This window comes from Streptomyces sp. NPDC085596 (genome assembly GCF_044541565.1).
Lineage (GTDB): Bacteria > Actinomycetota > Actinomycetes > Streptomycetales > Streptomycetaceae > Streptomyces.
The window spans coordinates 1,064,891-1,077,211 of record NZ_JBITTC010000001.1 but is presented as its reverse complement, the minus strand read 5'-3'; the positions used below and the strand labels follow the sequence as shown (position 1 = coordinate 1,077,211).

Below are 12,321 nucleotides of genomic sequence, written 5' to 3'. Positions count from 1 at the left end.
CAAGTAGGACCGGGCAGGACCGGCCGGGTAAAGGGAACACCAAAAACCCCCGGCCCTACGGGCAACCCCGCCCCGGCGGACGGCGTCTTGGACGGTACGGGCGCGCGGCACATCACCGCGCGCCCGGCCAGCCGTACCAGGGGAGGAACACCGCATGCCCGCCAGCCGCCGCCGAGGCCGCGTCACCGTCATAGCCGCCGTCGCGGCCGCCACGCTCACCGTGGGCCTCACCACCGGCTGCGACGCCGTGAACAAGGCCCTGGACTGTGTGCGGACCGCCGACTCCATCGCCGACAGCGTCACCGACCTGCAGCAGGCCGTGGAGAACGCCGCGAACGACCCGACGCAGGCCGACGCCTCCCTCGACTCCATCGAGAAGAACCTGGACAAGATCGGCGACCGGACGGACGACGCCGACGTCAACAAGGCGGTGGACGACCTGAATTCGGCCGTCTCGAACGTCCGTACCGCCATCAGGAACGGCGACAACACCCCGGACGTCACCCCGGTCACCGACGCGGCGGGCGAACTCACCAAGGTCTGCACGCCGTAGCGCGCTCAGTGTCCGTCGCGGTCCTCGCGGCGGACATGGCGCAGTTCGTGGCGGGCCTGCCTGCGGTCCAGCCGCTCCTGGCGGCGCAGCTCCTTCAGGCGCTGCCGCTCGGCCCGGGTGAGCTTGCGCTCCACGCCGACGCCGCCCCAGAACGCGAACCCGCTGATGATGACGCGCGGCGCCCCGGGCTCGCCCGGCTCGTCGCGGTCGGGGTGCTCGAAGCCGCCCATCACGCCGATGCCGCGCACCACGACCTCGACGCCCGGCGGCACGATCACCTCCAGGCCGCCCATGATGGCCACGCAGGAGATCTCGACCTCGCGGTCCGCGAAGTACGCCTCGCGCAGGTCGATCTCGCCACCGCCCATGAACGCGAAGCAGGTGAACTTCTTCGGCATCGTCCAGCGCCCCTTGCGCTGGAACCCGGACAGCACCGCCACCGCCCCGGTCGACGTGCCCTCGCTGCCGACGATCCGGGACGCCCAACTCCCGTCGTCCACCGGCTGCTTGGTGAAGGACACCGGAGTTGCGGGGGCCCCTGCCGCGGGGAGGTCACTGGTCAGCGGGGCCAGCTCGCCGTAGGTACGGGCCGTGTACGCCGCCTCCAGCCGCTCCTCGAACTCCGCCATGTCCAGGCGTCCTTCGGCCAGCCCGTCGCGCAGGATCTCGACGACCCGCTCACGGTCGGCGTCGGAGGCGCGGAGGTCCGGGACGGGACCGGGGGAGCGGCGGTCCGGGGCAGCGTCGTCGGTCATGACAGCAGACTACGAGACCGCCTTCTCCGCGTACATCTTGGCGATGACCGCCTCGATGTCGGGCTCGCGCACGGAGAGGTCCACCAGCGGGTACCCGGCCGCGATGTGCGCCACCAGCGGGGCCGCCGACTGTCCCGCCGGGAACGCCAGCCACTGCCGGGGTCCCTCCACCCGCACCACCCGCGCCGACGGCGCCTCGATCGGAGGCAGTTCCCGCTCCAGGTCCACCACCAGAGTCCGCTCGCCGTCCCCGGCCTCGTGCAGCCCGGTCAGCGAACCGTCGTACACCAGGCGCCCGTGGTCGATCACCATCACCCGCGAGCACAACTGCTCGATGTCCTGGAGGTCATGGGTGGTGAGCAGGACCGTCGTGCCGCGCTCGGTGTTCAACTCCTTGAGGAAACCGCGCACCTTGGCCTTGGAGACGACGTCCAGGCCGATCGTCGGCTCGTCCAGGTACAGCACCTCCGGGTCGTGCAGCAGGGCCGCCGCGATGTCGCCGCGCATCCGCTGGCCCAGCGACAGCTGCCGTACCGGCACGTCCAACAGGGCTTCCAGTTCCAGCAGTTCGACGCAGCGCTCCAGGTTCTCCCGATAACGGGCGTCCGGGACGCGGTACATGCGGTGCGCGAGGCGGTAGGAGTCGATCAGCGGCAGGTCCCACCACAGGGTCGTCCGCTGCCCGAACACCACCCCGATACGGTGTGCCAGCCGTGTCCGCTCCTTCGACGGGTCGATCCCGGCCACCCGCAGCCGGCCCGAGGTCGGGGTGAGGATGCCGGTCAGCATCTTGATCGTGGTCGACTTGCCCGCGCCGTTCGGCCCGATGTAGCCGACCATCTCGCCGCGCGCCACGGTGAACGAGATCGAGTCCACCGCCCGCACCTCGCGCCGCACCCGCTTGAGGAACCCCGCCTTCTTGCGCACCTCGAAGACCTTGCCGACCTTCTCCAGCGTGATGAACCCGTCTTCGTCCGCCATCAGTTCAGCTCCCCGTGCTCCGGTACGAACGCAGTCCCGCCCGCCAGGCCAGCCCGGCGAGCGCACAGCACGCCAGCGCCACCAGCGGGGAGACGAACGCCGTCCACCCCGGCAGCCCCAGCGGATACGGGCGCCCCAGCACATAGGCGGCGGGCACCCAGTTGACGAAGGCCAGCGGCAGCACGAAGGTCACCCCGCGCACCAGTTCCGCGGTGAACACCGTCGGCGGGTACTGGAGCAGCGTCGTACCGCCGTAGGTGAAGGCGTTCTGCACCTCCGAGGCGTCCTGCGCCAGGAACTGGAACGCCGCCCCCGCCACGAACACCGCGCAGAAGATCCCACACCCGCCCACCACCATCAGCGGCATCAGCAGCAGCTTGGCCGCCGTCCAGTCCACGTCCAGCCGGCTCAGCGACCAGCCCAGCACCAGCGACCCCTGCGTCACCCGGCCCAGCCTCCGCAGCGCGAACTGGTCCGCCGCGACCTGCGCCAGCACCGGCGCCGGACGCACCAGCAGCGTGTCCAGCGTGCCGTCGCGCACCCGGCGCCCGAGCCGGTCCATCGAGCCGATCAGCAGGTCCGCCAGCCCGAACGCCACCGCCGACAGCCCGTACAGGAACGCCACCTCGGGCAGCGAGTAGCCGCCCAGGGCGTCCACGCGGGAGAACATCAGCATGATCGCGACGAAGTCCAGGAAGGTCGCCGCGAAGTTCCCGAACGTGGTCATCACGAACGACACCCGGTACGCCATCGTGGACCGCACCCACATCCCGGCGATCAGCCCGTACGCCCTTACCCCCTCCCGCACCCGGCCGTACTCAGCCACCCTGGACCACCACCCGCCGGGTCGCCACCGACTGGAGCAGCCGCCCCGCGCCCAGCAGCGCCACCGCCCACACCGCCTGGAACAGCCAGGTGGCCAGGAGGTTCGCCCGGCCCAGCAGCACGTCCGCCGGGGCCTGGAGCAGCGCCGACCACGGCAGCGCCCGTACGACCTCGCCGAGCGTGCCCGGGAAGACGTTCAGCGGCAGCAGCATCCCCGAGCAGAAGTGCCCCGCCAGCCAGGCGATCCGGGTGATCCCCGAGCCGTCCAGCAGCCAGAACGTGCTCAGCGCCAGCAGATAGCGGATACCGAAGCCGACCAGCATCGCCAGCGCCACCGTCACCAGCAGGGCCAGCCAGGTGCCGACGTCCGAGGGCAGGTACGCGGGGAAGCAGAGCATCCCGAAGAGGAACGGCACCACCCCGCGCCCCAGCAGCTGGAAGCAGGCCCGGCCCAGGTCCGCCGCCAGCCACCACAGTTGGAGATCGACGGGCCGGTACAGGTCGACCGCGACGTCACCCGTACGGATGCGTTCCATCAGCTCTTCCTCGACGCCCCCGCCGCCGATCGCCAGCGTCGACAGCAGGGCCTGCCCGAGCCATACATAGGTCACTGCCTGCGCCTGGTCATATCCGCCCAAGTGCGGCCGGGCGTCCCACAGGGCACGGTAGGTGCACACGATGATGAGACCGAAGACGGTGTTGGTGAACACCCCTGCCGCAGTGGCCGCCCGGTAGGTCGCGTACCGTCTGAATCCACCTGCCGCGACGGCCCCGTACAACCGTCCAGCGCCCACGACGGTCCACCTCCCCGGACTCTCGACACCGAAGCGCAGGAGCCTAGCCCCCGGCCCCGCGATCGGCCACGCGTTTTCCGTGCCGGAAGCGTGCCGGAATCCGGGAACGGTTCGCCAGGTGCGAGAGTCTTCAAACAGGGGGCGCAGAAGGCGTACGAGGCGTACGGGAACGTACGACGAAACAGGAGTCCGTGCACGACATGAGCGACGAGCCGCAGCCGCAGCAGCCGAACGAGGGCGGGGCGCGAGAAGAACCTCAGCCGGCCGGGGGGCCCGCAGCAGCGGAACCGCAGGCGAAACCGGCGAAGAGTCCGGCCGGCCGCGAACCGGCGGAGACCGGGCAGCAGCCGGAGAGCGCACCCGCGCGCGACTCCGCGACCCCCAACACCCCCCGCCCGGCTGGATCTTCGGCCACGGGCGGGAAGTCCGACGCGGCGGCGGAGAAGACGCCCGGCAAGGGCACCCCGGCGGCCAAGGACGCCGGGACCCCGGCCAGGACCGGGCAGGCTCCCGCCGTGCCCGCCCAGTCCGGCGCCAAGGAGACCCCGCCGGCCGAGAGCACCCAGGTGCTGCGCCGGGTCAACGCGCCGACCGGGTCCGCAAAGCCCCGTACCGCGAGCGGGAAGCCGGAGCAGGCGCCCGAGAGCACCCAGGTGCTCCGGCGCGTCAAGGCCGACCGGCCCCCGCCCGCGGAGAGCACGCAGGTGCTGCGCCGGGTCAGCGCGCCCCGGCCCGGCGAGACCGCCGAGCCCGGTGGCGACGCGCCCAAGGCCCCCGCCGTCCCGACCGCCGCGGCCGGTGCCACCACCGTCCTGCCCCGCACCCCCTCCGAGCCCGCCGTGACCCCGCAGGCGAGCGGCAGCGGCAGCGGTGACGGCGGCAGTGGCGACGGCGGCGGTGCCGGTGGCGGCAAGAAGCCCAAGCGGCCCAAGCGCACCGGCTGGCGGCGGATCTTCCCCACCTGGCGGATGGTGCTCGGCACCCTCGTGCTCGGCGCGATGGTGATCATCGGGCTGCTGTTCCTCGGCTACTCCATGGTGCAGATCCCCGCCGCCAACGCCCTGGCCACCAAGCAGGCCACCGTCTACCTGTACGCGGACGGCTCCCAGCTCGCCCGCGACGGCGAGATCAACCGCGAGAACGTCGGCCTCGCCCAGATCGCCAAGGGCGCCCAGCACGCCATCCTGGCCGCCGAGGACCGCGACTTCTACACCGAGTCCGCCGTCGACCCCAAGGCGATGCTCCGCGCGGGCTGGAACACGGCCCTCGGCAAGGGCAAGCAGTCCGGCTCCACCATCACCCAGCAGTACGTGAAGAACTACTACCTGGCCCAGGAACAGACGGTCACCCGTAAGGCCAAGGAGTTCTTCATCTCGATCAAGCTGGACCGCGAGAAGTCGAAGAACGAGATCCTCGAGGGCTACCTCAACACCAGCTACTTCGGCCGCAACGCCTACGGCATCCAGGCCGCCGCCCAGGCGTACTACGGCCGCGACGCCATCGACCTCGACCCGGCCCGCGGCGCCTACCTCGCCGCGCTGGTCAACGCGCCCAGCGAGTACGACGTCGTCGCCCACCCCGAGAACAAGCCGGCCGCGCTCGCCCGCTGGAACTACGTGCTGGACGGCATGGTCTCCAAGGGCTGGCTGGCCCAGTCCGAGCGCACCGGCATGAAGTTCCCGATGCCGAGGGAGCAGACCGTCTCCACCGGCATGTCCGGCCAGCGCGGCTACCTCGTCGAGGCCGTCAAGGAGTACCTCGTCGGGCACGACATCCTGACCAAGGAGCAGCTCGCCACGGGTGGTTACCGCATCACGACCACCATCCAGAAGCCCAAGCAGGACGCGTTCGTCAAGGCCGTCGACGACCAGCTGATCTCCAAGCTGGACAAGAAGAACCGCAAGGCCGACACCTACGTCCGCGCGGGCGGCGCCTCGATCGACCCCAGGACCGGGAAGATCGTGGCGATGTACGGCGGCGTCGACTACGTGCAGCAGTACACCAACGGCGCGACCCGGGGCGACTTCCAGGTCGGCTCCACCTTCAAGCCGTTCGTGTTCACCTCGGCGGTGCAGAACGCGTCCGCCACCCAGGACGGCCAGCGCATCACGCCCAACACGTACTACGACGGCACCAACAAGCGTCCCGTACAGGGCTGGTCGGGCTCCGGCTACGCACCGGAGAACGAGGACCAGAAGTCGTACGGCAAGATCACCATCCGCAAGGCCACCGACCTCTCGGTCAACTCGGTGTACGCGCAGATGGCCGCCGATGTCACCGGCCCCAAGGTCAAGGAGACCGCGATCGCCCTCGGCGTCCCCGCCGACACTCCTGACCTGTACCCGTCCCCGTCCATCGCGCTGGGCACCGCCACCGCCAGCGTGCTGGAGATGACCGAGGCGTACGCCACCCTGGCCAACCACGGGCGGCACGGCACGTACACGATCATCGAGAAGATCAGCAAGGACAACGTCCCGGTCGACCTGCCCGGCCGCCAGACCAAGCAGGCCGTCAGCCGCGAGGCCGCCGACACCACCACCTCCGTGCTCAAGAGCGTGGTCGAGGGCGGCACCGCCACGGCCGCGCAGGCCGCCGGCCGCCCGGCCGCCGGCAAGACCGGCACCGCCGAGGAGGACACCGCCGCCTGGTTCGCGGGCTACACCCCCGACCTCGCCACGGTCGTCTCCGTGATGGGCCAGGACCCGGTGACGGCCAAGCACAAGCCGCTGTACACAGCCCTCGGCGCGCCCCGCATGAACGGTGGCGGCCCGCCCACCGAGATCTGGGCGCAGTACACGCGGGCCGCGCTGCGCGGCAAGCCCGCCGCGAGCTTCGACCTGGAGCTCCAGGCCGGCGCCGACGTCGTGGCGCCCAGCACCCTGCCCTCGACCTCGCCCGGCACCGACGCGGGCCAGGACAACGGCGGCGCCACCGGCACCCCGAGCCAGGGCACCACGCCGGCCGACGGCGGCCAGGACAACGGCGGCACGACCGGCACCCCGACCCAGGGCACCACGCCGGTCGACCCGACCACCACGGGCGGCGCCACCACCGACGGCACGACGGGCGGCCCGGCCACGGACGGCGGAGCCACCGGCGGCGGCACGGGCGGCCCCGGCGGCCCGCCCGGCGGTGACGCCACGGGCGGCGGCGCGGACCCCGGCACGACCGGTCTGCCCGGCGGTTTCATCGCCCCGCAGACGGCCCGGCGCCAGTAGCACCGGACAACACGAGAAGGGGCTGACGACCAGGTCGTCAGCCCCTTCTCGCGTTCTGGGCGGGGGTTGTTCTCGGCGGGGTTTCAGAGATACAGCCCCGTGGAGTCCTCCGACCCCTCGAACCGGTCCGCGGCCACCGCGTGCAGATCCCGCTCGCGCATCAGCACGTACGCGATGCCCCGGACCTCGACCTCGGCCAGGTCCTCCGGGTCGAACAGGACCCGGTCGCCGGGCTCCACGGTGCGCACGCTCTGCCCGACCGCGACCACCGCGGCCCAGGCCAGCCGCCGCCCGACCGCCGCCGTCGCGGGGATCAGGATGCCGCCGCCCGAACGGCGCTCGCCCTCACCGGTCTCCTGCCGCACGAGCACCCGGTCGTGCAGCATCCGGATGGGCAGCTTGTCGTGGTGGGGGGTGCTCTGCTCGTCTCTGTTGGCGCTCACGCCCCCGAACCTACCTGCCCGCGCGACGCCGGCACGCCTCCGGGCCGCCACGGCTGCCCGCCGCGGCGACCCGGTCGTAGGTGTCGTACGTGCTAGCGCCTGTGCTTGCGCTTGCGCGTCCCCGCGACGATCAGTCCGAGCGTCCCGGCCACGATCAGCGCGGCGGGCACGATGCGCTCCATCCGGGGCGCGCCGTCGTCGTCCACGAACTGGTCCCGTACCTCGGTCATCACCCGATTGACCTGGACGTACGTCCGTCCGAAGACACGGTCGACGCCGGCAACGGCCTTCGCCTTGGCATCCCCGACGATCGTCTTCGGGTGCACCCGCACGCCGATCTCGTCGAGCGTCTCGGCCAGCACTTCGCGACGGCGCTTGATGTCCGCCTCGATCTGCGCCGGTGTTCTGGTGTCCGACGTCTCCGCCACCGCACGGCCTCCGAAATCTCCTGGTGCTGTTCCGAACAGTCTGTCAGCTTCACGCCACACCGCACGGCAGGGGCACCCGGTTAGGCTGGCCGGATGAGCGAGCGACTTCAGCCCGGGGACGTTGCCCCCGCCTTCACCCTGCCCGACGCCGACGGCAACGAGGTGTCCCTGTCGGACCACAAGGGCCGCAAGACCATCGTGTACTTCTACCCCGCGGCGCTTACCCCCGGCTGCACCAAGCAGGCGTGCGACTTCACCGACAACCTCGCCCTGCTGGCCGGTGCCGGGTACGACGTCATCGGCGTCTCGCCCGACAAGCCGGAGAAGCTGGCCAAGTTCCGCGAGCAGGAGGACCTGAAGGTCACCCTCCTCGCCGACCCGGACAAGAAGGTCCTGGAGGCGTACGGCGCCTTCGGCGAGAAGAAGCTCTACGGCAAGACCGTCGTCGGCGTCATCCGCTCCACGGTCGTCGTGGACGAGGACGGCAAGGTCGAGCGCGCCCTGTACAACGTGAAGGCCACCGGCCACGTGGCGAAGATCATCAAGGATCTGGGCATCTGACCCCACGGGGCCCCGCCCCGCCGTCCGACGGCCCGCACCGGGGTGACCTGGTGCGGGCCGTTCGCGTTTTCCGGGCGTGACTGTCCGATAACCGGTTCGTTACTCCATCCGGGCGGCGAACGCGCGGCCGGAACGGAGGGGGCTCGATGGGGGCCAGTACGTACACCAGGGAGCGGCTGGAAGAGGCGGCTCGGGGGGCGCGGAATCTCTCGGAGGCGCTGGAGAGACTGGGGGTGGACCCGAAGAGTTCGACGCGGCGCCATGTGTGGGGACGGATGAAGACGCTGGGCGTGGACACGTCGCACTTCGAGCGGGAGGGGGTGAAGTGGACACGGGAGACTCTCGAGACAGCGGTCGCCGCCTCGACGAACACGTGCGAGGTGCTTCGTCATCTCGGGCTGGACGTCGTCGGCGGCCATCACACGCACATCAGCCGACGGATCAAGGCGTACGGGATCGACACCTCGCACTTTCGGGTACCGACCCAGCGAGGCAGGGCCTGGCAGCCGCGGACACCGGAGGGACCGCTCGTCGAGCAGCTGACCGGCCGGGAGCGGCGAATCCCAGGTGATCGGCTCAAGGGGGCGCTCATCGCGATGGGCCGACGAGAGCGATGTGCCCAGTGCGGTGTCGAGCCGGTGTGGAGAGGACGCCCCCTGCCGCTGGAGGTCGATCACATCGACGGAAACTGGCGCGACAACCGACCGGAGAACCTGCGGTTCCTGTGCCCCAACTGCCACTCCACAACCGACAGCTACCGGGGACGCGGCAAGGGGCGAGGCGGGGATGGTGTCGCATGAGCGGCGGCGCGCGGTACACCAGGGACCGGCTGGCTGAAGCGGCCGCGCGGTGTGCCGACATCGATGAGGTCATCGCCTACTTCGGCACCACACCGTACGGGCAGCTCCGGTGTCATCTCTTCCGGCGCTTCGATCACTTCGGGATCGACGTCTCCCACATGCCTCGGGGCAAGCGAGCGAGCGTCGCACATGTCAGACCAGCCGCTGATGTGCTGCGCGAGGCGGTCGCGGAATCGACCTCTGTCGCGGACACGCTTCGCGCGCTGGGCCTGGAGCCCTACCACAACAGAGCACGCACCATGCTCCGCCGCTGGGTGGCGGAGGACGGCCTCGACACCTCCCACTTCCTCGGGCAGGCGCACCAGCGAGGCGGTTCGGGCACCGTGCCACTCCGGCGCGCCTCGGACATCCTGATCCAGCACGACGGCAGTCGTCGGACGAGAACCCGTCTGCTGCGCCGGGCGCTCCTGGAGGTGGGCGAGCCCGACGTCTGCGCGGACTGCGGGGTCGGCCCCGTGTGGCTGGGCAGACCCATGACCCTGGAGGTCGACCACATCAACGGCGACTGGAGCGACGACCGGCGCGAGAACCTGCGGTTCCTGTGTCCCAACTGCCATGCCGTCACGAGCACCTGGTGCCGAGGGGGCAGTCGACGCTCCCCTCGGATATCCGGGACGTGACCGGTATCATGACCGTGCAAGCGGCCGTGTCGTAACTGGCAGCCGAGCAGCGCTTAGAACGCTGTGGGCGAAAGCCCGTGTGGGTTCGAGTCCCACCGGCCGCACGTGACTGAGGGGCCGCCGACGGGCGGCCCCTCACTCGTGCGTTCAGCCCAACAACTCCCGCACCACCGGCACCAGCGCCCGGAACGCCTTCCCCCGGTGGCTGATCGCGTTCTTCTCCGCGGCGCTCAGTTCCGCGCACGTCCGCGTCTCGCCCTCCGGCCGCAGGATCGGGTCGTACCCGAAGCCGCCCGTACCCGCCGGAGCCCCCCGCAGGACGCCGCGCAGCTGCCCCTCCACCACCCGCTCGGTGCCGTCCGGCAGGGCCAGCGCGGCCGCGCAGGCGAAGTGGGCGCCCCGGTGCTCGTCCGCGATGTCGGAGAGCTGGGCGAGCAGCAGGTCGAGGTTGGCGCGGTCGTCACCGTGGCGGCCGGCCCAGCGGGCCGAGAAGATGCCGGGGGCGCCGTTCAGCACGTCGACGCAGAGCCCGGAGTCGTCGGCGACGGCGGGCAGTCCGGTGGCCCGGGCGAGCGCGTGGGCCTTCAGCAGGGCGTTCTCCGCGAAGGTGACGCCGGTCTCCTTGACGTCCGGGACCTCGGGAAAGGCGTCGGCGCCGATCAGCTCGTGCGGCAAACCGGCTTCGGCCAGGATGGCCCTCAGCTCGGTGATCTTTCCGGCGTTACGGGTGGCGAGGATCAGGCGGGTCATGGGGGCCAGTATCCCCGGCTACCCGCCGAAGTCCCGCCGGGGGTTACAGCTCCGTCTGTCCCGCGCCCTTGAGCAGGCTCAGGTCCAGGGTCTCGGCCATCTTGCGGAACCCGAGGTCGCTGGGGTGCAGATGGTCGCCGGAGTCGTACACCGGGCGCATCCGGTGCGGGGCGGTGGGGTCCTTCAGGGCGAGGTCGAAGTCGACCACCGCGTCGTACACCCGGCCGGCCCGGATCTCCGCGTTGACCTGTTGGCGCATCGTCTCCAGGGCCGGACGCCAGGTCCGGTGGCCCCCGAAGGGCGTCAGGGTGGTGCCGACGACCTTCAGACCGCGCGCGTGCGCCTGCCGGACCAGGGTGCGCAGCCCGTCGGTGATCTTCTTGCCGTCGGCGGGCGACCGCGAGTGCGCGATGTCGTTGATGCCGAGGTCGATGACGACGATCCTGACGTTGGGCCGGGAGAGCGCGTCGCGGCCGAAGCGGGACAGGCCGCTCGGGTTCTCGGCGGGCCTGCCCAGGCCGTTCGCCAGCACCTGGTTGCCGGAGATGCCCTCGTTGACGACGGAGTAGCGCGGCACGTCCGCCCCGCTCGCGGCGGCCGAGCGCAGTCGGGAGGCCAGCACGTCGGGCCAGCGGCGGTTCTCGCCCATGGTGGAGGTGACGCCGTCGGTTATGGAGTCGCCGAACGCGACGACCGTGCCGTCCGCCTCGTTGCTGAGCACGTCGAGCGCGGTCAGATAACGCCAGTACGCGCTCCGCTCCGCGTACGGGATGCCCGTCGCCTCCGCGGTGCGGTCACCGGCCGCGACGAACGAGATCTGCCGTGCGTGCGGGTGGATGGTGACCGGGCCGGACGGCGTGGGGGAGTAGGTGGTGACCAGTACGTCCTGGTCGTGCGGTACGACGATCCGCACGGCGTCGCTGACCGCCTGGCCCCCGGCCGGGATGGTGACGGCGTAGGCCCCGTCGAACGTCAGGCGCCGCATCGTTTCCGCACGGGCGGCGGCGGTGCCCTTGCCCGCCGAGAGGGCCAGCGTGACGTGAGTGATGGTCAGGGGGGCCTGGCCGTACAGGTTGGACAGGGTGACGCGGGCGCTCGTACCGCCGGTGTTCGCGTGCACGACGTTGCGCACCGAGCGGCCCGCGAGCCCGGTCGTCTCGGTGCCGGGTTCGGCGCCCACCGGCGAGGCGGCCCAGGAGCCGACCCAGGTGCCAGCGGAGGCGGGAGCGGCGGAGGAACCGTGGTGGGGGCGCCGGCCCGTGGCCGTGGACCCCGAGGTGCTGTCGCCGGACGCCGTCCTGAGGAGGATCGTGACGGAAAGGGCGACGACGAGTGCGACGAGCGCACTGAGCAGGGCATAACCGTGGCGCTTGGTCACGCTGGCGTTGTTCTCCTCGGGCGACGGAAGCCGGACGATCGGTACACCATGATGCGGCATATGGGCGAACGGAGTTGACGGGCACCTGCCCGAACCCCCCTCCCAGTCTGACGCCGGGAACTTCCCGTCCGTTCCGTGCGCCGACGGGAAGGGAC

At 71.3% G+C, this 12,321-nt stretch carries 13 protein-coding genes and 1 tRNA gene; 6 read left to right on the top strand and 8 right to left on the bottom strand.

Going from position 1 to position 12,321, the window contains the following annotated elements:
• Positions 1 to 154: 154 nt before the first annotated feature.
• Positions 155 to 553: a hypothetical protein gene (locus ACIGA3_RS04935; protein WP_399710572.1), complete on the top strand. Its 399-nt coding sequence runs from the start codon at positions 155 to 157 to the stop codon at positions 551 to 553.
• A gap of 5 nt (positions 554 to 558) precedes the next feature.
• Here the strand turns inward: ACIGA3_RS04935 and ACIGA3_RS04930 are convergent, their stop codons facing one another.
• Genes ACIGA3_RS04930 through ACIGA3_RS04915 form a run of 4 tightly spaced genes read right to left on the bottom strand, consistent with a single transcriptional unit; the run spans position 559 to position 3,908 of the window.
• Complete coding sequence (locus ACIGA3_RS04930) at positions 559 to 1,308, bottom strand: DUF1707 domain-containing protein (RefSeq protein WP_399710570.1); 750 nt, start codon at positions 1,306 to 1,308, stop codon at positions 559 to 561.
• A 9-nt stretch (positions 1,309 to 1,317) separates the two neighbouring features.
• Positions 1,318 to 2,289 (bottom strand): ATP-binding cassette domain-containing protein, encoded by a 972-nt coding sequence (locus ACIGA3_RS04925; RefSeq protein ID WP_399710568.1) that lies wholly within the window; start codon positions 2,287 to 2,289, stop codon positions 1,318 to 1,320.
• A 4-nt stretch (positions 2,290 to 2,293) separates the two neighbouring features.
• Positions 2,294 to 3,058, bottom strand: coding sequence for an ABC transporter permease (locus ACIGA3_RS04920; RefSeq protein WP_399710810.1), 765 nt, complete (start codon positions 3,056 to 3,058; stop codon positions 2,294 to 2,296).
• Between the two features lie 49 nt (positions 3,059 to 3,107).
• The gene (locus ACIGA3_RS04915) at positions 3,108 to 3,908 is read right to left on the bottom strand and encodes an ABC transporter permease (RefSeq protein WP_399710566.1); all 801 of its coding nucleotides are present in this window, start codon (positions 3,906 to 3,908) and stop codon (positions 3,108 to 3,110) included.
• 839 nt (positions 3,909 to 4,747) lie between these two features.
• On the opposite strand from ACIGA3_RS04915, the gene ACIGA3_RS04910 reads away from it, so the two are divergent.
• Entirely contained in the window at positions 4,748 to 7,126 is a 2,379-nt protein-coding gene (locus tag ACIGA3_RS04910; protein WP_399710808.1) for a transglycosylase domain-containing protein, read from the top strand.
• 83 nt (positions 7,127 to 7,209) lie between these two features.
• Here ACIGA3_RS04910 and ACIGA3_RS04905 read toward each other — a convergent pair whose 3' ends face one another.
• A complete protein-coding gene (locus ACIGA3_RS04905) occupies positions 7,210 to 7,512 on the bottom strand; it encodes a co-chaperone GroES (protein WP_399710806.1) in 303 nt (100 codons plus the stop codon).
• Between the two features lie 149 nt (positions 7,513 to 7,661).
• The gene (locus ACIGA3_RS04900) at positions 7,662 to 7,997 is read right to left on the bottom strand and encodes a DUF3618 domain-containing protein (protein ID WP_399710564.1); all 336 of its coding nucleotides are present in this window, start codon (positions 7,995 to 7,997) and stop codon (positions 7,662 to 7,664) included.
• A gap of 93 nt (positions 7,998 to 8,090) precedes the next feature.
• Between ACIGA3_RS04900 and bcp the strand changes: the two genes are divergently transcribed.
• From bcp to ACIGA3_RS04880, 4 genes are all read left to right on the top strand, one after another.
• Complete coding sequence (gene bcp, locus ACIGA3_RS04895; RefSeq protein ID WP_399710563.1) at positions 8,091 to 8,558, top strand: thioredoxin-dependent thiol peroxidase; 468 nt, start codon at positions 8,091 to 8,093, stop codon at positions 8,556 to 8,558.
• Positions 8,559 to 8,704: 146 nt separating this feature from the next.
• The gene (locus ACIGA3_RS04890; RefSeq protein WP_399710561.1) at positions 8,705 to 9,358 is read left to right on the top strand and encodes an HNH endonuclease signature motif containing protein; all 654 of its coding nucleotides are present in this window, start codon (positions 8,705 to 8,707) and stop codon (positions 9,356 to 9,358) included.
• Entirely contained in the window at positions 9,355 to 10,038 is a 684-nt protein-coding gene (locus tag ACIGA3_RS04885) for an HNH endonuclease (RefSeq protein WP_399710559.1), read from the top strand. The genes ACIGA3_RS04890 and ACIGA3_RS04885 overlap by 4 nt, the downstream gene beginning before the upstream one ends.
• Before the next feature lie 20 nt (positions 10,039 to 10,058).
• Positions 10,059 to 10,142, top strand: a tRNA-Leu gene (locus ACIGA3_RS04880).
• Between the two features lie 43 nt (positions 10,143 to 10,185).
• Here ACIGA3_RS04880 and rdgB read toward each other — a convergent pair.
• Entirely contained in the window at positions 10,186 to 10,788 is a 603-nt protein-coding gene (rdgB, locus tag ACIGA3_RS04875; RefSeq protein WP_399710557.1) for an RdgB/HAM1 family non-canonical purine NTP pyrophosphatase, read from the bottom strand.
• Between the two features lie 43 nt (positions 10,789 to 10,831).
• Positions 10,832 to 12,166 (bottom strand): SGNH/GDSL hydrolase family protein, encoded by a 1,335-nt coding sequence (locus ACIGA3_RS04870; RefSeq protein ID WP_399710555.1) that lies wholly within the window; start codon positions 12,164 to 12,166, stop codon positions 10,832 to 10,834.
• Positions 12,167 to 12,321 lie beyond the last annotated feature (155 nt).

Excerpts from the sequence above, each read along its gene's own strand:
- ACIGA3_RS04935 (WP_399710572.1), top strand. The coding sequence starts at position 155 with ATGCCCGCCAGCCGCCGCCGAGGCCGCGTCACCGTCATAGCCGCCGTC.
- ACIGA3_RS04925 (WP_399710568.1), bottom strand. The coding sequence starts at position 2,289 with ATGGCGGACGAAGACGGGTTCATCACGCTGGAGAAGGTCGGCAAGGTC.
- ACIGA3_RS04890 (WP_399710561.1), top strand. The coding sequence starts at position 8,705 with ATGGGGGCCAGTACGTACACCAGGGAGCGGCTGGAAGAGGCGGCTCGG.
- ACIGA3_RS04905 (WP_399710806.1), bottom strand. The coding sequence starts at position 7,512 with ATGCTGCACGACCGGGTGCTCGTGCGGCAGGAGACCGGTGAGGGCGAG.
- bcp (WP_399710563.1), top strand. The coding sequence starts at position 8,091 with ATGAGCGAGCGACTTCAGCCCGGGGACGTTGCCCCCGCCTTCACCCTG.
- rdgB (WP_399710557.1), bottom strand. The coding sequence starts at position 10,788 with ATGACCCGCCTGATCCTCGCCACCCGTAACGCCGGAAAGATCACCGAG.
- ACIGA3_RS04920 (WP_399710810.1), bottom strand. The coding sequence starts at position 3,058 with ATGTGGGTGCGGTCCACGATGGCGTACCGGGTGTCGTTCGTGATGACC.
- ACIGA3_RS04930 (WP_399710570.1), bottom strand. The coding sequence starts at position 1,308 with ATGACCGACGACGCTGCCCCGGACCGCCGCTCCCCCGGTCCCGTCCCG.
- ACIGA3_RS04885 (WP_399710559.1), top strand. The coding sequence starts at position 9,355 with ATGAGCGGCGGCGCGCGGTACACCAGGGACCGGCTGGCTGAAGCGGCC.